Origin of the sequence: Salinivibrio sp. IB643, assembly GCF_001996105.1 — a bacterium.
GTDB classification, from domain to species: domain Bacteria; phylum Pseudomonadota; class Gammaproteobacteria; order Enterobacterales; family Vibrionaceae; genus Salinivibrio; species Salinivibrio costicola.
Genome location: NZ_MUFF01000007.1, coordinates 1 through 24,948, shown reverse-complemented (window position 1 = coordinate 24,948; position 24,948 = coordinate 1). Strand labels below are relative to the sequence as shown.

The following is a 24,948-nucleotide window of genomic DNA, read 5'->3' as shown; positions in this document are numbered from 1 at the left end:
GGCTGGTCCGATTATATCAGAGATAGTTTTTTTCCTTCACTGTCTCACAACTGGGACGCCACTTTTTTACCTGATCGCTCAACGGCGCCGGGATACTAAAGTGATAACCTTGGGCATAGTCGATGCCAAGCGCTTTGACTCTGTCCAAGATAGCTGCGTTTTCAACAAATTCAGCCACGGTTTGTTTTCCCATTTGCTTAGCTAAATCGTGAATGGCTTTCACCATGGCATAGTCGGTTTCATCAGTCTCAATATCGCGGATAAACTGTCCGTCAATTTTTATAATATCGACCGGTAAACGCTTCAGATAGCCAAACGAAGAAATGCCGACACCAAAATCGTCTAAGGCGATGGTACACCCCAATGCTTTAAGCTGAGAAAACAGATCGATCGCACTGCTCATATTACTGATCGCCGCGGTTTCCGTGATCTCCAGGCAGAGGCACTCGCTGGGAACCTGGGTCTGTTTAATGGCATCAAGGAGAAAAGCAACGAACGTGCTTTGGGTAATCGACCGGCCCGATAGATTAATCGATACCTTGCCCAACTTCGCAATTTGCTCGGGGTTCGCATCAAACCAGGCAAGCGTTTTGGTTACCACCACCGTATCCAGTTGATGCGCCATGCTGTAGCGTTCGGCGGCAGGGATAAACATACTAGGAGGTAACCAGCCGCCTTTGGTGTCGCGCATTCTTACCAGTGCTTCAATGTAGAGCGTGTCTTGCTCATCTGATTGGATATCCACAATTTGTTGTGCATAGATGTCAAAGCGGTCATGCGCGATCGCCTCATGAATATGGCTGACATAAGCCATTTCTTGCTCTCGGCGTTGCAGCTCTTCATCATCGGGGTGATAAATGTGGAGTCGATTGCGGCCTTCATCTTTCGCGGCATAACACGCTGTGTCTGCTTGGGCATGAACTTGTTGAGGCGAACCCGCGGTACGGTCAAGCAGACGAATCCCCAACGAGCACGCTAAGCGCATCCGGCTGCCATGCCAGAAGAACTCACTGTCAGCAAGCACCGCCAGCAAGGCTCTCCCCCAGATCACTGACTGCTCCGCGGCGTGATGATACGCGATAACGCCAAACTCATCACCACCTAAGCGTGAGAGTACCGCCCCTTCCGGCAAGTGCTGACGGATAATCTGAGCCACTTGTTTTAACGCCTCATCCCCCGCTTCATGGCCCGCAGTATCATTAATTAATTTAAACTGGTCCATATCGATATAGAACATCGCATGGCACTCATCATCTTCTCGAGCTTGTAATAATGCCGCGGCCAGTTTTTGTTCAAAGTAGCTACGGTTGTAAAGACCGGTTAAATAGTCATGATGCGCTTGATAGGTCAGCTGGTTTTCCATTTCTCGGTGCGCGGTAATATCTTCCCCCACGACCATTAGCTGGGTTTGATTGTGCATAGCGCGGATGGTTTCTCGAACCCATAAGGTGTGTCCATTGCCGGCTCGATACGGAATCTCACGGCGCCAGACTTGCTCTTGGTTATGCTGATCCCGTTTAATCATTCGATGGGGTGGCGCCTGCTCGCTCACATACAGCTCAGTGATTTTATGGCCCAGTAAGCACGATTTTTCATGGCCGAATAAATCTGCGGCGTATTGGTTCAGTGACTGGATGCGCGCCTGGTAGTCCACCGTTAACAAAATAACGGGTTGTTGCTCATAGAGCATGCGATATTCAATTTCGCTGCGCTGTAGCTTCTCTTCAGTTTGTTTGCGTTGGGTGACATCTCGCGCTTCAAGTAATACGCGTGGCTGGCCTCGTTCACCGGGAAAGCTTTTCACTGCCACGTCCAAGATCACTTCACGGTGGGCTTCGCTTAAACATAATTCAAACCGCTTTGGCTGGGTGGTTCCAATCTGTTTTAGGTGTTGCTCCAAACTTGCCGGATTACGCCAAATTGGCCACAGCCATAAAGGACGCTCTCCATACGCTTGCCTGTCGGTGATCAGCTGATAAAAGCTGGTGTTGCCTGAAACGACGATGCCATTTTGATCCAACAACGCGATCAGTTGATTACTTTGATCAAACACCCCTTTGAGCATCGCCCGGTGACGCATCAACGATGTCTCACTGCGTCGAAGCTGACGAATATTCGCGGCTAGCATGACAATCACGCTGCCCAGTACCAAAACAGCCAAGGCGACCGCTTGCACAGCCACCGGATGAGTTTGCCATATTGGTTCGGGTTGATTGGTGATCGTCACATCATCAAACGCGCTAATATCTAACTGCCAGCGCTTAAGTGCCGGGTAATCAAACATGGTGATATTGGTCCCATCACGTTCGGCGGGTAGCTGACCATTCAAGGTCTTAAGAAGGAGCTTCCCTTGATGGTAGCCTTGATTTTTACCATCTATCACCACGCCGCCGACCACACCCTGACCGAGCATAAAACTCATGGCACCATAGATGGGCACAGGCGTATTGTGAGTGAGCGTTCGGATACCACTGAGTTTATCGAGAAGTTGTCTGTTGCTATCCCTAAAATAGGAAAGATAAAACACCGCCTCACCGTCATGCATGGCTTGAATTCTATTGCCTAGTCCCGAAAAGGTGAGACCAGAAAGGCGCACGACGTCGATGCCAGAATCACCGTTTCTGGCCAGTTGCGCTTGCACGACATTCCAGTATTGACGACTAGAGAAGGTATTATCGAGCAACACATAAACGCGCTCTAAACCAGGGTGCAACCGCTTCATTAACGCCAAGTTGCGCGGTAGATCCACTTCCTCTTTGACGCCGGTTAGCTTAGGGAGCAACGGATAATGCTGACGACCAAAGTTATTCAGGCCCGCGTAAACAACTGGCGTTTCACCAACATATTCATGTAACTGATGGATTAACCAAAGTGCGGCATTATCCGTGGTTAAGATCGCATCGAATTGATGGTTCGCGAGCTTTTGGATATAGAGTTTTTTGAGTTGCTCTCGATACGCCGCTGACTGATAACGTTTAATTTCTAGATAAGTATGCTGAAACGCAATGTCTTCTCCCGCGGTGGCAGTATCGAGTCCTTCGACCAGAGCTTGGTTCCAAAAGAAGTTGGGATGATAGGAATGCACCACCAGCACGTTTTTTTGTGCGGCGCTGACACTTAATGCCACCCAGAACAGTAAACCGCCTAAAAGGTATTTGATCCCCACATCTACTTCCTGTTGGTTGATTGGTATCGCACTAAACAACGCGATACCCTACATTAGGTGTTAACCGAACGGTCAAGCAATCGTGTTAACGAAAAACAAGACCTCGCTATAACAAAAAGACGAAAACAATGAACGAATTGCCGAAACTGGATGACCTCGATCGTCGAATTCTTTCTACCTTACTGGATGATGCACGCGTTCCTTACGCAGAAATGGCAAAGCGATTTCATGTCAGCCCTGCCACCGTGCACGTTCGTGTCGAAAAGATGAAAGCCGCTGGCATTATCGAAGGCACCGAGATATTGGTAAATACTAAAAAACTCGGCTATGACGTGTGCTGCTTTATTGGTATCAATCTGAAAGCGGCGCGCGATTACCACTCCGCGCTAGAAAAGCTGAACCAACTCGATGAGGTAGTCGAAGCTTACTATACGACAGGGGCCTATAACATCTTCGTGAAGCTGATGTGTCGCTCTATCGAGGAGTTACAGTTTGTATTGATTGATAAACTGCAGGCCATCGATGAGGTCCAATCGACAGAGACACTGATCTCACTACAGAACCCGATCAACCGCAATGTTATCCCTTGAGCTTTGTGGGGTAATTCATGCCCTTACTAAAAAAACGCCCCTGCCAATGGCAAGGGCGTAGAGACACTGTGTGGTCATTTAGCCGACGGTATCTTCCGGCCGCGGTGGTAATGGCGCGCCCGCGTCTTCGGCTAACCACTCGGCAACTTGCTTGGCAAAGTAGGTTAAAATGCCATCCGCACCCGCTCGCTTAAAGCACAGGAGTGATTCCATTACCGTTTCCCGCTCTTTCAGCCAACCGTTATCAAACGCTACTTTATGCATGGCATACTCACCAGACACTTGGTAGGCAAACGTTGGCACATTGAGCTCACTTTTCACTCGGCGCACTACGTCCAAATACGGCATTCCAGGCTTCACCATCACGGTATCGGCGCCTTCAGCAATGTCCATTGCAACCTCATGGAGGGCTTCGTCACTATTGGCCGGATCCATTTGGTAGTTGGCTTTGTTACCGCCTTTAAGGTTAGCGGCTGAACCAAGTGCATCACGGAAAGGCCCGTAGTAGTTGGAAGCATACTTGGCTGAATATGCCATGATTTGGGTATTAATATAGCCGTTTGCTTCCAACGCTTCGCGAATACGTCCAATTCGCCCGTCCATCATATCCGACGGGGCGACAATATCGACACCAGCTTCGGCATGAGACAGGGCTTGCTTGATCAGTACCTCAGTGGTTGGCTCATTCATTACATAGCCGTCGTCGTCGATAATACCGTCTTGACCATGAATGGTATAAGGGTCAAGCGCCACATCAGTAATCACGCCCATTTGTGGCACATGCTCTTTGAGCAGGCGCACAGCACGAGGCACTAACCCTTCCGGATTAAAGGCTTCCGATGCACAGAGCGTTTTAGCATCTTTGGGGATCACCGGAAACAGGGCGATCGCGGGCACTCCCAATTTGGCAAGGTAGTCCGCTTCATGTAACAGCAAGTCGATAGACAGTCGTTCAATACCTGGCATTGAAGCCACTGGCTCGCGACGGTTTTTGCCCATCAGGACGAAGACCGGATAAATTAAATCATTGGCAGAGAGTGTATGTTCTGCCACCAAACGGCGGCTAAAATCAGTTTTGCGTGTACGACGCAAGCGTCGTGCAGGAAAGGCGCTTTGAATGGATACGGCCACGGTATCCTCCTTAATGTTGCAGACCTGGGCTTTGGGGCAGCGTACTGCCTCGCTATCGTTATGCACCCCTCACTGTATCGAGAAACAGCGCTGGGTATTTTTTATTGTACAATCAATAATCTGTTCAACAGGCTGTTGGCGAAGTTGCGCCACCGCCTGTGCAATATGCGGTAAATACTTGGGCTCATTACGGCTACGTTTGGGCCGCGGGCGCAGATCGCGCGGCTGCAAATACGGGGCATCCGTTTCAATCATCAAGCGATCATCGGGTAGCCAGCTTACCTGTTGCTGAAGCTGCTGTCCGCGCCGTTCGTCGCAGAGCCAACCGGTGACACCTATGTATAACCCGGCATCCAAGCAATCTCGTAGTGCCTGATCCTCACCGGTAAAACAGTGCAGTACCGCCGCCGGCAACTTGTCTAACCAAGGACGCAATATCGCCAGCCAACGGTCATGAGCCTCCCGACAATGCATAAATACCGGCATTGACTGCTCAGCGGCTAATGCGAGTTGCGCCTCAAAGACCGCTTCTTGTTGCGGGCGCGGCGAAAAGTCACGGTTAAAGTCGAGGCCACATTCCCCTATCGCCACCACCTCGGCGCGCTGCGCCAGTTGCCGAATCATGGTTAATTTGGCTGGATCGACAGATTTGGCATCGTGCGGATGCACCCCGGCAGTGGCATAAGCGTAGCCAGGGTACCGCGCCGCTAAATCCGCCGCCGCTTGGCTTTCTTCAACGTTGGTGCCGGTAAAAATCATCCCAGAGACGCCGGCTTGCTGCGCATGAGCAACAACCTCGTCTCTGTCTTTATCAAATCGTGAGCTGGTGAGATTGACACCAATATCAATCATTCATTGGCCTCTTCAGATGCCGATGCGTCGCGCGGGACATAAAAACGTGACAACAACACACCCAGCTCGAACAGCAAACACATAGGAATGGCGAGCAAGGTTTGCGAAATCATATCGGGCGGGGTCAACATCATGCCAACGACAAAGGCCGCCACCACGACATACGGACGCTTGCTGGTCAAGCTTTTCGCGGTTGTCGCGCCCGTCCAGACCAGCAGTATAATCGCAATAGGGATTTCAAAAGCAATACCAAATGCTAGAAATAAAGCCAAAATGAAATCGAGATAACTGGCAATATCCGTTGCCACCTGTACCCCTTCTGGCGCAATCGAGGTAAAAAAGCCAAACACCAAGGGCAATACCACCCAGTAGGCAAACGCCACGCCCGCGTAAAACAACAACGAGCTCGATACCAAAAGCGGCATCACCAAGCGCTGCTCATGCTTATACAGGCCAGGGGCAACAAAGGCCCAAATTTGGTAAAGCACCACTGGGATGGCAACAAATACCGAGATAACCAGCGTCAGTTTGATGGGGGTGAAAAAGGGCGACGCCACATCGGTGGCAATCATGCTCGCCCCTTCAGGCAGCTTGTCAATCAATGGCTGAGCGACCAAGCTATAAATGTCGTTGGCAAAATACACTAACCCGACAAAGACCACTAAGATGGCAACGATGGCGCGAAGCAGGCGGTTACGGAGCTCCATCAGATGACTGATGAGTGGCTGAGAATCGTTTACAGAAGACATAGTGGTTTTTTCATTAGAGACATAAGGCGTCGCTCGTTATCACTTATCGGTCGACGAGGTGGACGAGGGACGGGTGGCCGTGTCCGCACTCTCGGTATCACGCGCTGCAGTGGTTGATGTTGGCGAAGACGCATAAGGATGCTGCACATCGGCGGCTCGCTGTCGCAGCGTCTCCACCGACTCTTGCAGTTCAGGGGAGAGATTTTTCATCCCTGCTTGCTCGGCTTTGTGCAAATTATCTTGCAACTCTTTGATCTTGAGCTCTTGCTCGAGCTCGTCACGGACCGAACCTGCCATACGCTTGGCCGCGCCCACCCAACGTGACACATTACGTATCGCAATGGGCAGCCGCTCTGGGCCAAGCACCACAAGGCCAATGACGGCAATCAGTACCAGCTCCCAGAAACCAATATCAAACACGGCTTATACCTGCTCTTTGTCTTTTTGCGTTTTTTCGCTTTTCGACGGTTCAGCACGCTCATTAAGCGACGTTGGCTCGAAGTCAGCATCTTGATCAGCGCGCTTACCCTCGTCATCATGCATCGCTTTTTTGAACCCTTTTACCGCAGAGCCCAAATCACCACCCATATTGCGTAACTTCTTGGTGCCAAACAATAACACCACGATGACTGCAATGATCAGCAGCTGCCAAATACTAATTCCACCCATACCGGTTCCCTTTATTCCGCTTGGTTAATGTTATGTGCGCAGCAGTGTAACTGCTATTTGCTACAGGTTTTATTACAAAGTCGCCAGCCACACAACCAGAAAACGATCGCCCCCGCTGTCGCAACACTCGGTAGTGTATCGATCCGGTTGGCATACAAGATAGTCGCAGTCAGTAGTAAGGTGGCACCAATACCCAGTAGATATGTGGCGCGCGAGTGGCGCTGTTTGGTCTGTAAATAGCTTTGATAGTAGGTGTCTAACCGCTGATTGACTTGCCGCCCCTGGCGGAGGCCATCGTAGATTAGCTCCGGAATTTCTGGCAGCTTTTCGGCCCAAAACGGTGCCTTCTCTTTGACCGCCGCCCATACCGCTTGCGGTCCGACTTGCTGTTTCATCCACGACTCTAAAAACGGCTTTGCTGTGGTCCACAAATCAAGTTGCGGATAAAGCTGACGTCCAAGCCCTTCAATATAGAGCAATGTTTTTTGCAGTAAGACCAGCTGTGGCTGCACTTCCATATTAAAGCGGCGCGCGGTGTTGAAGAGGTTTAATAACACATTACCGAACGAAATTTCACACAGCGGCTTTTCGAAAATCGGCTCGCACACGGTACGAATAGCAAATTCGAAATCGTCGACATTGGTGTCATGCGGCACCCAACCTGAATCGACATGAAGCTCAGCGACCTTGCGGTAATCACGGTTAAAGAAGGCAATAAAGTTTTCCGCTAGATAGCGTTTATCATCGCGGTTTAAGGTACCAACAATACCGCAATCAAGCCCAATCCACTGCGGGTCGTGCGGGTGTTCATACGACACAAATACGTTGCCTGGGTGCATGTCCGCATGGAAAAAACTATCGCGGAAGACCTGGGTGAAAAAGACTTCAACCCCCCGCTCGGCGAGCAGCTTCATATCTGTACCGTTCGCCTCAAGCGCGTCGATATCTGACACTTGAATACCGTAAATGCGCTCAGACACCATCACGTCTTTGCGGCAATAGTCACTAAACACTTCGGGCACATACAAGGCTTGATCGTTTTCAAAGTTGCGACGCAATTGAATGGTATTCGCCGCTTCGCGCATTAAATCCAGTTCATCAAGCAAGGTTTTTTCATATTCGCGAATCACTTCTACCGGCTTTAAGCGACGTGCATCAGGGAGAAAACGCGCCACCAGCCGTGCCACGCGATACATCAGACGCAAGTCGGCCTGAATAACCGGCAAGATATCGGGACGGATCACCTTAATCACCACTTCACGGCCATTTTCTTTTAATGTCGCGGTGTGGACTTGTGCGATGGATGCAGAGGCTAATGGTTTGGGCTCAAAATCACTGAACCAAGTTTCCAGAGGCCCACCCAGTGACGCTTCAATTTGCGCTTTGGCTTTGTGGCCATCAAAGGGTGCGACTTTATCTTGCAACTGGGCGAGTTCATTGGCGATATGAGCAGGAAAAAGATCGCGGCGGGTCGACATCATTTGCCCGAGCTTTACCCATACCGGCCCCAAACTTTGCATCGCTAAACGCAAGCGCTCACCCACAGGCTTGTCTGGGTGTTGGTTTTTAAGCCAAAACAGCGATTTACGCCCAAGATGGGCGAGTCGAGTCAGCGATTGCCTGGGTAGTAAGGCATCAACACCGTACAATAACAAAGTACGAATAATAAAATACAGGCGACGAATCTCACTGAGTGTCATGCGGACTCCATCCGTTCTACTAACTGCTTAACCTTGGCTTCCAACCGCGCCGCGTCACTGCGCAATTCGTCCACTTGATCACTGTATGCCGCCACTTCTAACGGCCCCGGCGCCAAGCGCCACTCTTCGGTGATCACTTCCCCAGCATAGCGCTGCTGACGCTGAGCCAGTTGTTGTAATTGCTGCCAACGCTGCTGTGCCTGACTGACGAGGGTATGGGCAACCACATCTCCGGTATAAGGCGATAACCATTCGGCGACATCAAACTGAATGCCGCTCAACAATTGAGAAAACTGCTGGGCCACGTCCATATCACCATCAAGTGTCAGCTTATCGGCTTTTATTAACGCAGTAAGATTGGCTTTTTGCTGCAACTGCGGCAACGCAGAAAGCGAGAGGGATAATGCACAATCAAGCTCTCCCTCGTAATGGCTCAGTACATCGATCTGCTGGCCAAAAACAAAGACCCACTGTCGATTATATTCTTGCAGCGTGACGCCAATACTGCGCCCTTTTAGTCGCGCTAAACGGCGCTGGCTATCTGCATCTTTATTAATCACGCCATTTAAGGCGGTCTCGAGTCCTGCACACACGAGTGAGTCAAACGCCATACCGGCTCCTTAGAATTTATACCCACGGTGCAGCGCGACAATGCCACCGGTGAGATTATAATAGCTGGCTTGTTCAAAGCCGGCTTGTTCCATCATGCCTTTCAAGGTTTCTTGATCAGGGTGCATACGAATTGATTCAGCAAGATAACGATAGCTGTCTGGGTCATTGACAATGAGCTGCCCCATCTTAGGTAAAATGTGGAACGAATAGGCGTCGTATACTTTCGATAACGGCTTCGCCACCGGTTTAGAAAACTCTAGGACCAGAAGGCGCCCTCCCGGTTTGAGTACACGAAACATCGAGCGCAGCGCCGCATCTTTATCGGTGACATTACGAAGCCCAAACGCGATGGTAATACAGTCAAAGTGATCGTCAGGAAAAGGTAGCTGCTCGGCATTCGCCTGCACATAGCTCACGTTGCCAACAATACCCTTATCGCGCAACTTATCGCGACCCACTTTCAGCATCGAGTTATTGATATCCGCGAGTACCACCTCACCTTGCTCACCGACGATGCGAGAAAACTTGGCGGTCAGATCACCGGTGCCGCCGGCTAAATCCAACACTTTTTGTCCGGGGCGTACACCACTACAGTCAATGGTGAAGCGCTTCCATACCCGATGAATGCCCATCGACATCACATCATTCATCAGATCGTATTTAGCAGCGACCGAATGAAATACATCAGCCACGAGGCTTTCTTTTTCTTGGCGTTTGACTTTCTGGTAGCCAAAATCAATCGTTTCTTGGTCCTGGTGCGAATTTTTCTCTGTCATTGTATTCCCCTAACATATTGGCTCCAGTTTACTTTATCGCCCATCCTGACTCCAAGCGCGCAACCCAGTTTATTCTCATTCTTGCGTGGTGGTGCCTGGGTCCGCCTGCATGACATTGACCGACTCTCCCGGTCCAGGCTCCGTGGCCACACTGGCCAGCGCCGGACTTATATCGCGTTTAACCTCAACCCCCAGCGCTTTAAAGCTCTCCGCTTGGCGCAAGATATTGCCGCGCCCTTGGCTAAGTTTGTTCATCGCTCCTTGATAACTGTCACTGGCTTTACCTAGCGCGCTGCCCAGCCCTTCCATATCGCTAACAAAAAGTCGCACCTTGTCATAAAGCTTGCTAGCCTTCTCGGCGATTTGTTTGGCGTTTTGATTTTGATATTCATAGCGCCATAAATTATTGATTGTTCTGAGAGCCACTAACAAGGTGGTCGGGCTCACCAGCATGATGTTGTTGTCCATGGCGTCCCGAATCAGGCTGGCATCCGCCTCAACCGCGACCTGAAAAGCCGGCTCAACAGGAATAAACATCAGTACGTAATCCAGTGAGCGTACTCCATGGAGTTGATGATAATCTTTGCGACCCAAACCACGAATATGCTGACGAATTGCCTGGACATGCTCTTTAAGCGCGGCATCTTGTTCGGCCAGTGTCTCAGCGTTGTAATAGCGTTCATACGCGACCAAGGCCATTTTGGCATCAACGACGACATCTTTTTCTTGTGGCAACTTAACCACCACATCAGGCTGATAGCGCTTGCCCTGTTCATTTTCAAAGCTGACTTGGGTTTGGTACTCACGCCCCTCTCGCAAGCCAGACTCTTCTAAAATGCGCGCGAGGACCACTTCGCCCCAATTACCTTGTTGCTTATTATCGCCTTTTAGCGCCTGAGTCAGGTTATGGGCCTCACGGGTCATGTCCGCGTTTAATAGTTGTAGATTTTTGATTTCATGAATCAAGGTATGGCGCTCTTTGGCTTGCTCGCCAAAGCTGTCGGTCACCTGCTTCTTAAATCCTTCCAACTGCGATTTAAGCGGTCCAAGCAGGCTTTCTAAGCTCATTTTATTTTGCTCATCGACCGAGTGGACTTTTTGCTCAAATACTTGATTGGCAAGTTGCTCAAACTGGGTGCGTAATCGCTCCTCCGCGTTTTCTAGCAGTGCGTGTTTTTCCTTCGCCGCGTTTAACTGCTGCTCGGCGCTGGCTTTGACTTCTCGCAACTCTGCCAACAGTTCAGACTTTTCCTCACGTACCGTATCGAGTTTATCTGACAGTGTATGATTGTCTTGGCGTAATTGTTCCAATTGGCGCAGTTTCTCGCTCGCCGACGTCAACTTTCCATAATACTGGCGTAACTCTTGCGTCAGACGATCGCGTTCAACATCCAAGCTATCCAACTCTTGTTGTTGTTGTTCCAGTTGCTGACGAAGCTGTTGTTGCTGCATGTCAGCGGTCGCCTGCTGTTGGGCATATTGCGTGTCAAACCACTGTTGATATTGGGTGACTACGCGTCGATGCAGCCAATAGCTCAGCCCTGAGGCACTGATAACGCCGAAACAAAACGTCAGGATAGACAAGGTGGATAATGACAGACCATCAAGCATAATGGGTTCTCTATTGTACGGTCACTGATGTCAGCAAGGCTAATGGGATACTGGATAGATGTCCAGCCTATCTCAGTCAGTTTCAATGGCGTAGACTGCCTGGAACGACAGGCATCTTTGCAAGGAGGCAACATGCATAACGAACGGAAGGCACTGATCTTTGCCTTGTCTGCTGTACTGCTATGGTCAACGGTTGCAACCGCATTCAAAATCACCCTGAGCTACATGACACCGATTCAAATGCTGGCAGCGGCCAGCTTGGTGTCAGTGGTGATTTTAACCGTTATTGCTGCTGTGCAAGGAAAGCTTCACGCGCTGTGGCCCACCTTTCGGCGTCAACCCGGTTACTATTGCGTGTTGGGGATGATTAATCCATTCATTTACTACTTGGTGCTTTTTAAAGCTTACGATCTGTTACCCGCTTCATTAGCCCAGCCTTTAAATTACAGCTGGGCGATCACTCTGACATTAATGGCGGCATTGTTTTTAGGCCAAACAATTCGTCGTCAAGATTGGATTGCGGCGGCGTTGGGCTATTTTGGCGTGGTTGTGATCGCTACCAAAGGCCAGCTTTTATCGCTCCAGTTCGATAGCCCGCTTGGCATTGGTTTGGCGTTACTCTCAACGTTATTGTGGGCAGGTTTTTGGGTCCTTAATACTAAAAATCGCGCTGATCCTGTGCTCGGCATTTTGCTCTGTTTTATTCTGTCACTGCCTGTATCTTTGCTATTAGCTGGATTAACAAGCACTTGGGAAGGGATCCCTTGGCAAGGATGGCTGGCAGTCGGTTATGTCGGGCTATTCGAAATGGGAATAACCTTTATGCTGTGGCTGAGCGCGATGAAATATACCCAGAACACCTCTCGGATCAGTAATCTGATTTTTATTTCGCCTTTTATCTCTTTGGTGTTACTGGCCACCATTATTGGCGAGACAATTCATATCAGTACCTTGGTTGGGCTAAGTTTTATTGTAGTGGGGTTACTGATCCAACAGCGTACCCCAAAAAAGCGCAAACAACCTGCCGCAAGCGCGTAACCTTTATTGCTTAAGGGTTGCCAATGCCGCTCACAATGCACGGCGCCCGTTGCACGGCGTCAATCGGCATTAACCCATCTTACGCTGGATCATATACTGGTATAGCTCGTCAGCCGACAAGCCATCTTGCTCCAAACCTTGGGTGATTTCCTCGATACGCTCAGCACGACGATCTTCAATCACGTGATTAAATTGATAAACCAGCTCGCGTAAATATTTGAGCGGCACTTGATGGGCGGCGCTACGGACACGCTCTTCACTTTGGCTGCCTAGCTCTACCAATAATTTACCAAACATGATTTTTTCCGGCGATTCCTCAAGTTGTTCAAGGACGCGCGCCATTTCGATTGTCGATAATGACATAGTGTATAACTGACCTTTGGATATAAAACGAAAAGGAATGAGCGTTAATTCGATTTGCTTAGTAAATATACTCTGAACCACGCACGTTTAGCAAAATAAAAAAACGCTGGCCGAGGCCAGCGCAAAAGGATGATGGGTTGTCGAGACCCCTGCGTTTTGCACGTCTTATTATTGTTTGCCAACTGAGACGTTGTTTTATTGATTATTTAGCTTTTTACCATTTTGGCATGCCATTGCTTACCTTTCGGTGACCATAAAATAATCAGACCCGGCACTAATAACCACATATGCACCGTCATCAAATCACTGGCCGATAAGCCTAGACGCTGGGTTAAGCTCACGAGTAGCCCAGCCCCGCTCATTTGGAATAACCCGAGCAATGCCGCGGCCGTGCCCGCGCGGTCCGAAAACGGCGCTAATGCTGCTCCAGCTGACGCGCCTAACACCCAAGCAAAGCCGAATGAAGAGGTAAAGATCGGCAACATAAAGGCCCAAGGTTCAGCGATGGGGCTAAGCGCCAACATCAACCCGCCCGATCCCACCAGCATCATAAGGCCAATATTTAATGCCCGGCGGCTACCAAACTTTTGCATATAACGTGGCCCTAACATTGCCGCGGCAATATTTAACGCCGCATTGGCGCCAAACCAAAAGGTGAAACTGTTCATGGAGATACCGTATCTGTCCATCAACAGCACAGGTGCGGAGGTGACATAAGCGAGGATCACCGCCATCGCCAACATGCAAAGGGTTATGTGATAAGTAAATGTTGGTACACGCAGCACCTGCCAATAACGGCGTAAGCTGAATAGGCGGCCCGAGGTATCAGTATGCGATGGTCGGGTTTCGGGCAAAAAGACGATAACCAGCACCAACCCTAATACCGCATAACCGAGCATAAAAGTGAAGTTAGCACGCCAGTCAAACACCTGGGTTAACCAACTACCAAGTAGAGGCGCTAGAGCCGGCACAAAACAAATCGCACCATTTAAGTAGCTAATCATATGGCCACTGCGTTCGGCACCAAAACGATCGCGAACGGCGGCAAAGGCACACACGGAGGTTGCACACGCGCCAAACCCTTGCAGCAAACGCGCCACCAGCATCATATCCATCGAGGTGGCGAGCCACGCCATCAAAGAGCTAAGGCCATAAAGCGAAATACCAATAATAGCCACAGGCTTACGGCCAAAGCGATCGGCCAACGGCCCCGCAAACAGCTGACCAAGACCTAAGCTAAACATAAACCAGGTCACAGTGTCTTGAGCCAAAGTGGGACTCACATTAAAGTCACCCGCCATATGCGATAGTGCCGGTAGGTAAATATCAATCGCCATGGGGCTAAATAGCACCAGTAACACCATTAAGGCGACCAGTAAGCGATTTGATGTCGGTGAATCAGTGTGCGTCATTGGTTACTCCTCTATACAGGCACGCAGTATAGTGGCTTCAGGATATGAACCATAATGGTTTATAGTAAAAGCAGTTATTCCTAAGGAGAATACCAAAGATGGATTTGGACCAACTGCAACGTACCGACCTCAATTTATTGGTGTGTTTGCATGTACTTTTAGAAGAGTGCAATGTCACGGGCACAGCCAAACGCCTGCATTTAAGTCAATCGGCGGTGAGTAAAAATCTGGCCCGGCTAAGATCGCAATTTAACGATCCGCTTTTTACTCGAGCCGCCCACGGCTTAAAACCCACGGTTCGTGCACAAACCTTGCAACCTAAATTACGCGCTTTGCTCAATGATATCGCGGCGATGACCGAACCTGACCATTTTCAGCCACACTTAAGTGATCGCTGTTTTCGCTTTGCGCTTGTAGAAAGCGCCTACCCATTACTGCTGCCCCAATTTATTGGCGATATGTTAGAGGCCGCCCCATCGATCACCCTCAATACCGCCGCTTGGGATCAAACCACTTTTGATGGTCTCGCCCGTGGCAATATCGACTTTGGTATTACCGGCAAAGATTTAAATCCCGCCGATGCCATGCTGACCATGATGCCGCCCAAGGGTGTGCGCTACCAAGAGCTTTGCCAAGATCACCAGTGTGTCTTGATGCGCGCCGATCACCCCGCACTCAAGGGCCCATGGGATGAAGCGCGTTACCTTGGACTGCGACATGTACAGGTGAAATGTGATGGAAATGATCGCTGGTTGTTGGACTATAAACTGGCAGAGCGTAATATTGAGCGTGACATTGCCATGTACGTGCCTGATTTTAACAGTGCGGCGAGCCTGTGTACCTATACCGACCTGGTGTTTACCTCACCAAGCCAGTTTGCGCATTATATTGCCGCGTCGCTCAATTTGGTGGTACGGCCGTTACCGACGCCAATACCGCCGATGGCGTACACCTTGTTTTGGCATCAAAATCAAGAAAATGACCCGGGGCACCAATGGCTGAAAGCCTTGATTATTTCGCGCTGTCAGCAGTTTAGCCCGGCAAAATTGCAGCCTATCGCCCATCGCGCTAGGGTCTAAACCACTGGTTTTTTACGCGTGGCCGAACATGGCAAGTTCACCCCATACAAAGAAGGAAGAATAATGGACGCGACCCTTACCAAGCGTGTTGAGCAGCTAAGACACTGGCTAGATCAACACGATTATAACGCCCTACTCATCCCCCACGAAGACGAATATCTCGGTGAGTATGTGCCCGAGCACAACGAACGCCTCCACTGGGCAACCGGCTTTACCGGCTCCGCAGGGGCGGCGGTGATCACCCGCGACAAGGCGGCGATTTTTGTTGATGGCCGCTATGTGGTTCAAGTCCGTAAGCAAGTCCCCGCCGGCCTGTTTGACTACTGCCACCTGATTGATGAGCCACCGGTGCAATGGGCCCAGCAACAATTGCCAAAAGGTGCCAAGCTGGCTATCGACACTCGCATGCATAGCGCCGCTTGGTACAAACGTACCCAACGCGCGTTGGATGGGGCTTTGACACTGGTGAGTGTGGAGCAAAACCCGATTGAAAGCTTGTGGGACGATCGCCCCGCCCCGCTTAATAGCCCTGCCATTTTACTGGGCGAAGAGAAAACCGGCCGCGCCAGCTTGGATAAACGTCAAACCATTGGCCAGCAGCTGGCCGATCAGAGTCTTGATGCCGCGGTACTCACTCAACCCGATGCCGTCTGTTGGCTGCTCAATATCCGTGGTCGCGATATCCCACGTTTGCCCGTGGTACTGACCCAAGCGATTATCAAGCAATCCGGTGACGTCACCGTGTTTATCGATCCTGACCGTCTCCCCGAAGGCTTTGATGCACACGTGGGCCAAGGCGTGAGCGTCGCGCACCCTGATAGTCTAGTTGATGCCCTGCAAGCGCTGAGCGGTCAACGTGTATTGGTCGACCCAAACGGTGCCAATGCGTGGACACTGGACACGCTCCAACAAGCGCAAGTCACCGTGGTGGAAGCGCAAGACCCATGTGCGCTTGAAAAAGCGGCCAAGAACCCGCAAGAAATCGCCGGTATGCGTGCCTGTCACGTGCGCGATGGTGTTGCCGTGACCCGCTTCTTGGCGTGGTTTGACCGTCAAGTCGACGCCGGTGAACGCCCTGATGAAGCCGTGCTCGCAGACACCCTGTATCAATTCCGCCAACAAGACGATCAACTGGTCGACTTAAGCTTTGATACCATTTCCGCCGCCGGTGGCAATGCGGCCATGTGTCACTATAACCACAACAATCAGCCCAAACCGAGCGTGATTGAGAGCAACAACGTCTACTTGGTCGACTCAGGCGGCCAATACTATGACGGCACCACCGACATTACCCGTACCGTGCCGGTGGGCGAATGCAGCGCTGAGATCAAAAAGGCCTTCACGCTGGTGCTTAAAGGGCATATTGCGCTGGCCACCGCGCTGTTCCCGAAAGGCACCTCAGGCAGCCAGCTTGATGCCTTAGCACGCCAGTATTTGTGGCAACACGGCTATGATTTTGACCATGGCACCGGTCATGGTGTCGGGCATTTCTTGGACGTGCACGAAGGTCCGCAGCGCATTTCCAAAGCGCCCAATAGTGTCGCGCTATTGCCGGGCATGGTGGTGTCAAACGAGCCGGGCTACTATCGCGCCGACGCGTTTGGGATCCGGATTGAAAACCTCGAGTTGATTGAAGAAAAGCCCACCGAGGGCGACATGACGATGCTCGGGTTTGCCTCACTCACGCGTGCACCGATCGATCGTCGTTTGGTCGATGTGAGCTTACTCAGCGAGGCGGAAATCCAGTGGTGGAATCGCTATCATCAAACCGTGTGGGATGAAATCAGTCCCCACCTCGATGATCAAGACCAAGCTTGGTTAAAACAAGCGACCGCGCCGTTAAGCCGTTAAGTCGCGTCTTCACTAAGTATAAAAAAACAAAAAGCGTCCGATTGGACGCTTTTTTTATTCCCCTTTCAGGGCTTTCTCAACCGCTTTGGGCGAAAAGCCGCGCAAGGTGGTATCGCCAATGCAAATCACTGGGACACCCCGCGAGCCAGTTGCCGCCAGCAGCTTCTTGCCTTTAGGCGTGGCCGTATCGACAACACGATAACGCAGCCCTTTTTTATCCAAGTAAGCTTTGGCCGCCTCACAGTGAGGACAGCGCGGACCTACATATACAGTAATACGTTTCATGCCCGCATTGTCGCTAACCCGCTGCCGTTTGTGAAGCCATTTGCGCCTGACGCGCCACATCGTAGATGTTATCCCAATCTTTCCATACCACCTCAAAACCGAGGGCACGGACGCTGGCGGCCACCTCTGCCGCGCTACGTTCATCACTGATGGCAAACTGCTCTAATTGTGGCTCAGGGTTGGCATAACCGCCCGGTTGGGTTTTTGACGCCGCGGATAAGCTCGTGACACCAAGCGGCAACACATTGTCGCGAAAGTGAGGTGACTCCCGTGTCGATAGCGACAGCTCTACCTGCGGATTCCACAACCGATAGGCACAAATCAGCTGAACCAGTTGCTTATCCGTCATCACCGATTTCGGCTGTAACGCCCCCGCGCAAGGGCGCAAGCGCGGAAAAGATAGCGAATAGCGGCTTTGCCAGTGTTGCTTTTCCAAATAATCCAGATGCTGGGCGGTAAAAAAGCTGTCGGTGCGCCAGTCCTCAAGGCCAATCAAAGCGCCGAGACCAATCTTATCGACCCCTGCTTGTGCCAACCTATCTGGGGTTTGCAGCCGGTAGTGAAAGTCGGTTTTATTCCCGCGCTTGTGGTGTTCCCCATAGGTTGGAGCGTGATAGGTTTCTTGGTACACCATCACCGCATCCACACCCTGTGCCACCAAGACACGATACGCCTCGGTATCCAGCGGCTGCACCTCCATCGCCACATGATGAAAGTATCGCTTCACCACCGGTAAGGCGCGGAGAAAATACTCGAGCCCTACCTTGGTTTCATGCTCACCGGTCACCAAGAGCACACTGTCAAAGCCCATTGTCTTGATCGCTTCACATTCGGCAGCAATATCCGCCTCATCCAGCGTGCGCCGTTTAATCCGGTTCTCCATCGAAAAACCGCAATAGGTACACACGTTGGCGCATAAATTGGAGAGATACAGCGGAATATAGAACCCCATGGTGTAGCCAAACCGCTGCCGCGTCAGCGCCGCAGATTGCTGAGCCATGACCTCAAGGTAGGCTTCAGCGGCTGGGCTGATAAGGGCAGCGAAATCGTCCACATTGCGCGAGGACTTGGCCAGCGCCCGCTCGACATCTTGGCGCGTTTTGCTGTAAATCGAAAGGCGATGATGATCCCAATCGAGTGCTGCCCACCGCTCAGAAAAACTCATCACGCCTCCTTAGCGTCAAGAAACGCAGTTAAAGGGCTAGAAGCGTGGGCGTGATTGTGTGTGCCCGCCAGTCCAGCTTGATACGCGCATCGTCCTGCTTCAACCGCTTGTTTAAACGCCGCGCCCATGGCAATCGGATCGCCAGCCGTGGCAATAGCGGTGTTGACCAATACTGCATCGGCACCGCGCTCCATCGCTAACGCCGCATCTGACGGTGCACTAATGCCGGCATCAATGATCACCGGCACGCGAGCTTGCTCGATAATGATGTCGAGAAACGCCATTGAGGCCAGCCCTTGGTTGGAGCCAATCGGTGAGCCAAGGGGCATCACCGCCGCGCATCCCACCTCTTCCAAACGCTTACACAGCACAGGATCGGCATGACAATATGGCAGCACCACAAACCCCTCATCTACAAGCGTTTTCGCCGCTTGAAGGGTTTCAATCGCATCAGGCATCAAATATTTGGGGTCGGGGTGAATTTCCAGCTTCACCCAATGCGTTCCCAATGCTTCTCGGGCAAGACGCGCGGCAAAGACCGCTTCTTGCGCATTTTTCGCCCCTGAGGTATTGGGCAGCAGGCGTACACCTAGCTCGCGCAGCGGCGTTAAAATATCGTCTTGTGTGGCATGCACATCGACTCGCTTTAGCGCCATGGTGACCAGTTCAGTACCACTGGCCGCCAGTGATTCGGCCATGGTCTTGCGACTGGCAAACTTGCCGGTGCCGGTTAACAGGCGAGATGAAAACGTCGTATCCGCAATGGTTAACATGATTATCCTCCGGCAATCGCTTGAAAGACCGCCAAGCTATCGCCAGCGGTGAGTGACGTGGATGACCAAGCATCACGCGCAATAATGGTCTGATTTAGCGCGACCGCGACTGATTCAGCCGGCACCTTCATCTCCTCAATCAATTGCGCGACGGTCGTGGCATTGACCTCTGTAGGCGTGTCATTAATAGTTAACTGCATCGCTTACCTCCCGCTTTGGCTGACAAACCGCACAGTGCGGATGCACGGGCAGCGAAAAGTGCTGCCATGTCATGGTTTGTCCATCCAGTCGTGACAAGCGATTGGTACCGACCGCCTGCCCTAATAACAGTTTTATCCCTTCCAGCACTTGCGCGGTGGCCATCATGCCGACTACCGGCCCCATTACCCCAGCTTCAGCGCAGCGTGTGGGTTCAGAGGGCGTCACGTCTGCAAAGGCGCACGCATAACATGCACTATGTGGTTGATAAACCAATAACTGGCCTTGCCAGCCAATCGCGGCCGCGCTCACCAACGGCGTGCCAGTCTCTACACAGACTTGGTTGACCGCATGACGAGTGGCGAGATTATCACTGCAATCAAGCACCACATCCGCCATCGCCACTTCAAGCGCCAGACGTTCACCCTCAAGATAGGCATTGATGGCTCGGCACCGGCAATATGGGTTCAGCGCGCCCAAGTTAGCGGCTAGCGCTGCGGCTTTATCGGTGCCGATTTGCTCATCCCGATACGCCACCTGACGCGCCAAATTAGATAGCTCAACGTGGTCCGAGTCAGCAATCGCTAACTGACCCACGCCAGCGCCTGCAAGATAGAGGCCCGCGGTGGTTCCAAGCCCACCGGCACCGACCATTAACACGCGCGCCTTGCTAAGTGCCTGCTGCCCGCACTCTCCGACCTCTGGCAGCATAATTTGCCGGCTATAACGCAGGTATTCACTGTCCGATAGCATCACACTCTCCTTGCTGTCTGGATGGATTCAGACAGCGATTAAACGCGTCAATGCGCGCCGCTAAATCGGGCGCTTGCGTCACGGCGCGGACTACCGCAATGGCGTCCACGCCGGTGCGCCAGACCTCGGGAGCTCGGTCGAGATCAATACCGCCAATCGCCACCGTCGGGAAGCGGCCCTCCACAGTTGCCACCTGCTGTGCTAACGCTGAAATACCTTGCGGTGGCTCGGTGAGCTGTTTGGTGGTGGTGGGAAAAATATGGCCGATGGCGAGATAGCTTGGCGTGAGTTCAACCGCTGCAGCGAGCTGCTCGGGACTGCGCGTCGACACACCGAGACGCAGCCCTTGCCGGGCAAGCCGGTCAAGATCCGCCTCTTGTAAGTCTTGCTGCCCCAGATGAACGCCATAGGCACCAGCCTCAAGCGCGAGCAGCCAGTGATCGTTGATAAACACCTGCGCATGGTGCGCGCGCCCTAATGCCACCGCGCGCTGTACCCAATCTAGCAATTGTGGATGCCCCGGCTGCTTCACACGCAGTTGCACGGTTTTCACCCCCAAGCAAAGCAAGCGTTCGAGCAAATCCACATCGTCCACCACAGGATATAATGGGCCTATACCTTCAGACATAGGCGCAAACGGAGTTAAACTCATGATCCCACCTTGTCGCTGTCTTCCACCTCAGTACCGTGTTGTGGCTGAAGATGGGATTTTTGCAGGTAGAGCTCACTGCCCTTTTCTCGGAATTCTTGCGATTTTTGCTGCATGCCTGCTAACGGGTCTTCCAGCATAGCGACATCAATCGCTTGACCCGCGGCGGCATAGCCGTTTTCTTTGGCGTAGTCCCGGACTTCCTGGCTGATTTTCATGGAGCAGAACTTCGGTCCACACATCGAGCAAAAATGTGCGACCTTGCCCGACTCTTGAGGCAGTGTTTCATCGTGATAGGCGCGTGCCGTGAACGGATCAAGGGATAGATTGAACTGGTCTTCCCAGCGGAATTCAAAGCGCGCTTTAGAAATGGCGTTATCACGCACCTGCGCCCCCGGGTGTCCTTTAGCTAAGTCCGCAGCATGCGCGCAAAGCTTGTAGGTGATAAGCCCAATTTTAACATCCTCCTTATTGGGCAGACCCAGATGCTCTTTGGGCGTGACATAACAGAGCATCGCACACCCAAACCAGCCAATCATCGCCGCACCAATGCCGGAGGTAATATGATCGTAACCGGGAGCAATGTCGGTGGTTAGCGGGCCGAGAGTATAGAAAGGCGCTTCATGGCAATGGGTGAGCTGCTCGTCCATGTTCTCTTTGATCATATGCATGGGCACGTGGCCAGGGCCTTCAATCATCACCTGCACATCGTATTCCCATGCCACCTTGGTGAGCTCGCCCAGGGTACGTAGCTCACTGAATTGCGCTTCGTCGTTCGCGTCTGCCACTGAGCCGGGACGCAGCCCATCGCCCAACGACAAAGACACGTCGTAAGCGGCACAGATTTCGCAGATTTCGCGAAAATGGGTATACAGGAAACTTTCTTGATGATGCGCCAAGCACCATTTGGCGATAATCGATCCACCGCGCGAGACAATCCCAGTCACGCGATTGGCGGTCATGGGCACATAGTGCAAACGCACCCCAGCGTGAATGGTAAAGTAATCGACCCCTTGCTCGGCTTGCTCTATCAAGGTATCGCGCATTACTTCCCAGGTCAGGTCTTCGGCAATGCCGTTCACTTTCTCAAGCGCCTGATACATAGGCACAGTGCCAATCGGAACTGGGCTATTACGTAAAATCCACTCGCGGGTTTCGTGGATATTGCGTCCAGTCGATAAATCCATCACCGTATCCGCGCCCCAACGGGTCGCCCACACCAGCTTTTCGGTTTCTTCTTCAATGGAGGAGCTCACGGCTGAGTTACCAATATTGGCATTCACTTTCACGAGAAAGTTACGCCCAATGATCATCGGCTCCGCTTCTGGGTGGTTAATGTTGGCAGGAATAATCGCACGCCCTTCAGCGACTTCTTGGCGCACAAATTCGGGAGTGATGTTTGATGGCAAGTGAGCACCAAAGCTTTCTCCTGGGTGCTGGCGATTGAGCTGCTCTTCACGATACTGTTGGCGACCCATATTTTCCCGAATAGCAATAAATTCCATCTCTGGGGTGATAATGCCTTGGCGTGCGTAGTGAAGTTGAGTCACACATTGGTTGGGTTTCGCCCGACGGATAGACGGTAAGGCTTTAAAGCGAAGGTCATCCAAGGTTTCATCACTGAGGCGAGTCTTTGCATAGTCTGAGCTCACTGCATCAAGAAACTCTGTATCGGCACGTTCATCAATCCAGGCTTTTCGCACTGGCGCTAAGCCTTGGTAAATATCGATAGCACTCTGTGGGTCGGTATAAGGCCCTGATGTGTCATAAACCCGAATGGACTCATTGGCTTCATACTGCAGATTATCTTTACTCCCGCCTACAAAAGTAGGAGAAAGGTGGATTTCGCGCATGCCTACGCGAATATCGGGTCGCGATCCCTCGACATAGACTTTTTCCGAGTTAGGGTAGGTTTGCGCAGAGAGGGAATCGATAAAAGATTTGGCCTCAAGACGGGCCTGTTTACGGGTCGACATAGCATTACTCCGGTGTTCATTATGGGAATTAATGCTTGCCGGAAAACGCTGAATTGAGATGTGAGCAAACTGGCAGACGCGTACGGTCTGTGATCTGATGCATCTCTTGTTCCCTTCGCTGGTCCTAACCAGATCAGGTTCAACGGATCCCACTTCACGTGGTCTCAGCCAATTGGCACTCCGACAAGTTCAACGCCAGTATAAGAAATCACCGCCGCAACAACAAGCGACGTAATGGCATGTTTTTACCTACCCAGTAATGCGTCCTAGCAACCAAGCCCCCATCGCGGCCGCTCCTAAGCATAACGCAAGGTTGAGACCCACGTTTAACAAGGCTTTCACCGTCTCACCATGTTGAAAAAGAAGCAAGGTATCCACTGAAAAGGTCGAGAAGGTGGTGAACGCACCCAAAAAGCCAATCGCAATCAGTTGACGCCAAGGCACTGGGGCAATCAGTTCTTGGCTCATCGCCGCTAAAAAGACGCCCATTGCTAATGAGCCCAGCACATTAACCATTAGGGTGCCGTAAGGGAATCCTCGACCAAACACTGCGACGCTCCACTCTGAAACTAAAAAACGCGAGGACGCCCCTAATGCGCCACCAAGCCCTACCCACAATATACTTACCACTGGGTGCTCCTTTCGATTGGTAAAAACTCATCATACCGCGACATGTGAACAAGAAACAGGAGGGAGAAAAAGGAAGAAAGGCGCGGTTACTACCACAGACAGTAGACATAAAAAAAGCACCGACGATGTCGATGCTTTAATATTTGGCAGGGGTAGAGGGATTCGATCGGACTGGCGGCCCAGCCCCCAACACGATTTTTTGTGGTTTGCATGTTCACATACAAAAAAAGCACCGACGATGTCGATGCTTTAATATTTGGCAGGGGTAGAGGGATTCGAACCCCCAACACGCGGATTTGGAATCCGCTGCTCTGCCAGTTGGAGCTATACCCCTGTAGATAGTTGCCTATTGTAGCGATCTCGCGACAAATTACCACCATCAATTACTAGTCAAACGTTTAATCGCTTATTTATAAAGCGATTTGTCTGGTCGTCCAATAACAAAAAAACCCAGCTTTTCAGCTAGGGTTTCTAAGTAGTGGCGGAGTGGACGGGACTCGAACCCGCGACCCCCGGCGTGACAGGCCGGTATTCTAACCAACTGAACTACCACTCCGCACCAATTCTGTATGACTAAAGGCTTATATCTCTTTGCTTTAATCAATTGTAATGAGAGCCTGGCGATGTCCTACTCTCACATGGGGAGACCCCACACTACCATCGGCGCTGCTTCGTTTCACTACTGAGTTCGGCATGGAGTCAGGTGGGTCCAAAGCGCTATGGTCGCCAAGCAAAATTGGGTGTGTCTTCACTTTTCAGTCAAAACACGTATCTAGAAAGCTGTTTCGTTCTCGCCACAATCAACTGGCTTATTTCGAGTCCAACCCAAAACCTCTTGGGTGTTGTATGGTTAAGCCGCACGGGCAATTAGTACAGGTTAGCTCAACGCCTCACAGCGCTTACACACCCTGCCTATCAAC

Annotated in this window: 24 protein-coding genes, 2 tRNA genes, 2 rRNA genes and 1 riboswitch; of the genes, 4 read left to right on the top strand and 24 right to left on the bottom strand. The window is 51.5% G+C overall.

What is annotated here, in order from left to right:
* Positions 1–16 precede the first annotated feature (16 nt).
* Positions 17–3,166 carry an ABC transporter substrate binding protein gene (locus BZG77_RS05080; protein ID WP_241844103.1) on the bottom strand — a complete coding sequence of 1,050 codons (3,150 nt, stop codon included), beginning with the start codon at positions 3,164–3,166 and terminating at the stop codon, positions 17–19.
* Positions 3,167–3,294: 128 nt separating this feature from the next.
* Here BZG77_RS05080 and asnC point away from each other — a divergent pair, with 128 nt between their 5' ends.
* The gene (gene asnC, locus BZG77_RS05075; protein ID WP_046074586.1) at positions 3,295–3,756 is read left to right on the top strand and encodes a transcriptional regulator AsnC; all 462 of its coding nucleotides are present in this window, start codon (positions 3,295–3,297) and stop codon (positions 3,754–3,756) included.
* Positions 3,757–3,834: 78 nt separating this feature from the next.
* Here the strand turns inward: asnC and hemB are convergent, their stop codons facing one another.
* From hemB to rmuC, 9 genes are all read right to left on the bottom strand, one after another.
* A complete protein-coding gene (hemB, locus tag BZG77_RS05070; protein ID WP_021022201.1) occupies positions 3,835–4,887 on the bottom strand; it encodes a porphobilinogen synthase in 1,053 nt (350 codons plus the stop codon).
* 69 nt (positions 4,888–4,956) lie between these two features.
* Positions 4,957–5,739 carry a TatD family hydrolase gene (locus BZG77_RS05065; protein ID WP_077646440.1) on the bottom strand — a complete coding sequence of 261 codons (783 nt, stop codon included), beginning with the start codon at positions 5,737–5,739 and terminating at the stop codon, positions 4,957–4,959.
* Positions 5,736–6,488, bottom strand: coding sequence for a twin-arginine translocase subunit TatC (gene tatC / locus BZG77_RS05060; protein ID WP_077646439.1), 753 nt, complete (start codon positions 6,486–6,488; stop codon positions 5,736–5,738). Before tatC ends, BZG77_RS05065 begins: the two co-directional genes overlap by 4 nt.
* Positions 6,489–6,527: 39 nt before the next feature.
* Positions 6,528–6,908 carry a Sec-independent protein translocase protein TatB gene (tatB, locus tag BZG77_RS05055; protein ID WP_077646438.1) on the bottom strand — a complete coding sequence of 127 codons (381 nt, stop codon included), beginning with the start codon at positions 6,906–6,908 and terminating at the stop codon, positions 6,528–6,530.
* Positions 6,909–6,911: 3 nt separating this feature from the next.
* Positions 6,912–7,157, bottom strand: a complete 246-nt coding sequence (gene tatA, locus BZG77_RS05050; RefSeq protein ID WP_021022197.1) for a Sec-independent protein translocase subunit TatA — start codon at positions 7,155–7,157, stop codon at positions 6,912–6,914.
* A 53-nt stretch (positions 7,158–7,210) separates the two neighbouring features.
* Positions 7,211–8,857, bottom strand: a complete 1,647-nt coding sequence (gene ubiB / locus BZG77_RS05045; protein ID WP_077646437.1) for a ubiquinone biosynthesis regulatory protein kinase UbiB — start codon at positions 8,855–8,857, stop codon at positions 7,211–7,213.
* On the bottom strand, positions 8,854–9,468 hold the full coding sequence (locus tag BZG77_RS05040; protein ID WP_077461855.1) for a ubiquinone biosynthesis accessory factor UbiJ: 615 nt from the start codon (positions 9,466–9,468) through the stop codon (positions 8,854–8,856). The genes ubiB and BZG77_RS05040 overlap by 4 nt, the downstream gene beginning before the upstream one ends.
* A gap of 9 nt (positions 9,469–9,477) precedes the next feature.
* Entirely contained in the window at positions 9,478–10,245 is a 768-nt protein-coding gene (gene ubiE / locus BZG77_RS05035; RefSeq protein WP_077461854.1) for a bifunctional demethylmenaquinone methyltransferase/2-methoxy-6-polyprenyl-1,4-benzoquinol methylase UbiE, read from the bottom strand.
* A gap of 75 nt (positions 10,246–10,320) precedes the next feature.
* Positions 10,321–11,856 carry a DNA recombination protein RmuC gene (gene rmuC / locus BZG77_RS05030; RefSeq protein WP_077646436.1) on the bottom strand — a complete coding sequence of 512 codons (1,536 nt, stop codon included), beginning with the start codon at positions 11,854–11,856 and terminating at the stop codon, positions 10,321–10,323.
* A 132-nt stretch (positions 11,857–11,988) separates the two neighbouring features.
* Here rmuC and BZG77_RS05025 point away from each other — a divergent pair, with 132 nt between their 5' ends.
* Complete coding sequence (locus BZG77_RS05025) at positions 11,989–12,894, top strand: DMT family transporter (protein WP_021022192.1); 906 nt, start codon at positions 11,989–11,991, stop codon at positions 12,892–12,894.
* A 69-nt stretch (positions 12,895–12,963) separates the two neighbouring features.
* Here the strand turns inward: BZG77_RS05025 and tsrA are convergent, their stop codons facing one another.
* Both tsrA and BZG77_RS05015 read right to left on the bottom strand, forming a co-directional pair.
* Positions 12,964–13,257, bottom strand: coding sequence for an H-NS-like global regulator TsrA (gene tsrA, locus BZG77_RS05020; RefSeq protein ID WP_021022191.1), 294 nt, complete (start codon positions 13,255–13,257; stop codon positions 12,964–12,966).
* 206 nt (positions 13,258–13,463) lie between these two features.
* Entirely contained in the window at positions 13,464–14,669 is a 1,206-nt protein-coding gene (locus tag BZG77_RS05015) for a multidrug effflux MFS transporter (RefSeq protein ID WP_077646435.1), read from the bottom strand.
* A 98-nt stretch (positions 14,670–14,767) separates the two neighbouring features.
* Here BZG77_RS05015 and BZG77_RS05010 point away from each other — a divergent pair, with 98 nt between their 5' ends.
* Together BZG77_RS05010 and BZG77_RS05005 are read left to right on the top strand one after the other, a co-directional pair.
* Positions 14,768–15,748 (top strand): LysR family transcriptional regulator, encoded by a 981-nt coding sequence (locus BZG77_RS05010; protein WP_077486016.1) that lies wholly within the window; start codon positions 14,768–14,770, stop codon positions 15,746–15,748.
* A 63-nt stretch (positions 15,749–15,811) separates the two neighbouring features.
* Positions 15,812–17,599 (top strand): aminopeptidase P family protein, encoded by a 1,788-nt coding sequence (locus tag BZG77_RS05005; RefSeq protein ID WP_077646434.1) that lies wholly within the window; start codon positions 15,812–15,814, stop codon positions 17,597–17,599.
* Between the two features lie 54 nt (positions 17,600–17,653).
* On the opposite strand, the gene BZG77_RS05000 is transcribed toward BZG77_RS05005, so the two are convergent.
* From BZG77_RS05000 to BZG77_RS04945, 12 genes are all read right to left on the bottom strand, one after another.
* Positions 17,654–17,884: a glutaredoxin family protein gene (locus BZG77_RS05000; RefSeq protein WP_069361819.1), complete on the bottom strand. Its 231-nt coding sequence runs from the start codon at positions 17,882–17,884 to the stop codon at positions 17,654–17,656.
* Positions 17,885–17,897: 13 nt separating this feature from the next.
* Positions 17,898–19,049: a 2-iminoacetate synthase ThiH gene (thiH, locus tag BZG77_RS04995; protein ID WP_077646433.1), complete on the bottom strand. Its 1,152-nt coding sequence runs from the start codon at positions 19,047–19,049 to the stop codon at positions 17,898–17,900.
* A complete protein-coding gene (locus BZG77_RS04990; RefSeq protein ID WP_077646432.1) occupies positions 19,049–19,822 on the bottom strand; it encodes a thiazole synthase in 774 nt (257 codons plus the stop codon). The genes thiH and BZG77_RS04990 overlap by 1 nt, the downstream gene beginning before the upstream one ends.
* Before the next feature lie 2 nt (positions 19,823–19,824).
* The gene (thiS, locus tag BZG77_RS04985; protein ID WP_046074603.1) at positions 19,825–20,022 is read right to left on the bottom strand and encodes a sulfur carrier protein ThiS; all 198 of its coding nucleotides are present in this window, start codon (positions 20,020–20,022) and stop codon (positions 19,825–19,827) included.
* The gene (locus tag BZG77_RS04980; RefSeq protein WP_077646431.1) at positions 20,006–20,773 is read right to left on the bottom strand and encodes a HesA/MoeB/ThiF family protein; all 768 of its coding nucleotides are present in this window, start codon (positions 20,771–20,773) and stop codon (positions 20,006–20,008) included. Before BZG77_RS04980 ends, thiS begins: the two co-directional genes overlap by 17 nt.
* Positions 20,757–21,425: a thiamine phosphate synthase gene (thiE, locus tag BZG77_RS04975; RefSeq protein ID WP_077646430.1), complete on the bottom strand. Its 669-nt coding sequence runs from the start codon at positions 21,423–21,425 to the stop codon at positions 20,757–20,759. Before thiE ends, BZG77_RS04980 begins: the two co-directional genes overlap by 17 nt.
* Positions 21,422–23,398 (bottom strand): phosphomethylpyrimidine synthase ThiC, encoded by a 1,977-nt coding sequence (thiC, locus tag BZG77_RS04970; RefSeq protein ID WP_077646429.1) that lies wholly within the window; start codon positions 23,396–23,398, stop codon positions 21,422–21,424. The genes thiE and thiC overlap by 4 nt, the downstream gene beginning before the upstream one ends.
* A gap of 93 nt (positions 23,399–23,491) precedes the next feature.
* A riboswitch (TPP riboswitch) is annotated at positions 23,492–23,591 on the bottom strand.
* Positions 23,592–23,647: 56 nt separating this feature from the next.
* Positions 23,648–24,028 (bottom strand): fluoride efflux transporter CrcB, encoded by a 381-nt coding sequence (crcB, locus tag BZG77_RS04965; protein WP_069586806.1) that lies wholly within the window; start codon positions 24,026–24,028, stop codon positions 23,648–23,650.
* A 257-nt stretch (positions 24,029–24,285) separates the two neighbouring features.
* A tRNA-Trp gene (locus BZG77_RS04960) sits at positions 24,286–24,362 on the bottom strand.
* Positions 24,363–24,507: 145 nt separating this feature from the next.
* Positions 24,508–24,584: transfer RNA gene (locus BZG77_RS04955), tRNA-Asp, on the bottom strand.
* Between the two features lie 59 nt (positions 24,585–24,643).
* Positions 24,644–24,759: ribosomal RNA gene (gene rrf / locus BZG77_RS04950) — 5S ribosomal RNA — on the bottom strand.
* A 115-nt stretch (positions 24,760–24,874) separates the two neighbouring features.
* Positions 24,875–24,948 (bottom strand): 23S ribosomal RNA (locus BZG77_RS04945); the annotation flags it as partial.

Coding starts and splice junctions, on each gene's coding strand:
- BZG77_RS05065 (WP_077646440.1), bottom strand. CDS start 5,739: ATGATTGATATTGGTGTCAATCTCACCAGCTCACGATTTGATAAAGAC.
- thiC (WP_077646429.1), bottom strand. CDS start 23,398: ATGTCGACCCGTAAACAGGCCCGTCTTGAGGCCAAATCTTTTATCGAT.
- tatC (WP_077646439.1), bottom strand. CDS start 6,488: ATGTCTTCTGTAAACGATTCTCAGCCACTCATCAGTCATCTGATGGAG.
- BZG77_RS04980 (WP_077646431.1), bottom strand. CDS start 20,773: ATGCTATCGGACAGTGAATACCTGCGTTATAGCCGGCAAATTATGCTG.
- thiE (WP_077646430.1), bottom strand. CDS start 21,425: ATGAGTTTAACTCCGTTTGCGCCTATGTCTGAAGGTATAGGCCCATTA.
- tsrA (WP_021022191.1), bottom strand. CDS start 13,257: ATGTCATTATCGACAATCGAAATGGCGCGCGTCCTTGAACAACTTGAG.
- rmuC (WP_077646436.1), bottom strand. CDS start 11,856: ATGCTTGATGGTCTGTCATTATCCACCTTGTCTATCCTGACGTTTTGT.
- thiS (WP_046074603.1), bottom strand. CDS start 20,022: ATGCAGTTAACTATTAATGACACGCCTACAGAGGTCAATGCCACGACC.
- asnC (WP_046074586.1), top strand. CDS start 3,295: ATGAACGAATTGCCGAAACTGGATGACCTCGATCGTCGAATTCTTTCT.
- ubiB (WP_077646437.1), bottom strand. CDS start 8,857: ATGACACTCAGTGAGATTCGTCGCCTGTATTTTATTATTCGTACTTTG.
- ubiE (WP_077461854.1), bottom strand. CDS start 10,245: ATGACAGAGAAAAATTCGCACCAGGACCAAGAAACGATTGATTTTGGC.
- BZG77_RS05015 (WP_077646435.1), bottom strand. CDS start 14,669: ATGACGCACACTGATTCACCGACATCAAATCGCTTACTGGTCGCCTTA.
- BZG77_RS05010 (WP_077486016.1), top strand. CDS start 14,768: ATGGATTTGGACCAACTGCAACGTACCGACCTCAATTTATTGGTGTGT.
- tatA (WP_021022197.1), bottom strand. CDS start 7,157: ATGGGTGGAATTAGTATTTGGCAGCTGCTGATCATTGCAGTCATCGTG.
- BZG77_RS05000 (WP_069361819.1), bottom strand. CDS start 17,884: ATGAAACGTATTACTGTATATGTAGGTCCGCGCTGTCCTCACTGTGAG.
- BZG77_RS04990 (WP_077646432.1), bottom strand. CDS start 19,822: ATGTTAACCATTGCGGATACGACGTTTTCATCTCGCCTGTTAACCGGC.
- thiH (WP_077646433.1), bottom strand. CDS start 19,049: ATGAGTTTTTCTGAGCGGTGGGCAGCACTCGATTGGGATCATCATCGC.
- BZG77_RS05005 (WP_077646434.1), top strand. CDS start 15,812: ATGGACGCGACCCTTACCAAGCGTGTTGAGCAGCTAAGACACTGGCTA.
- BZG77_RS05025 (WP_021022192.1), top strand. CDS start 11,989: ATGCATAACGAACGGAAGGCACTGATCTTTGCCTTGTCTGCTGTACTG.
- BZG77_RS05040 (WP_077461855.1), bottom strand. CDS start 9,468: ATGGCGTTTGACTCACTCGTGTGTGCAGGACTCGAGACCGCCTTAAAT.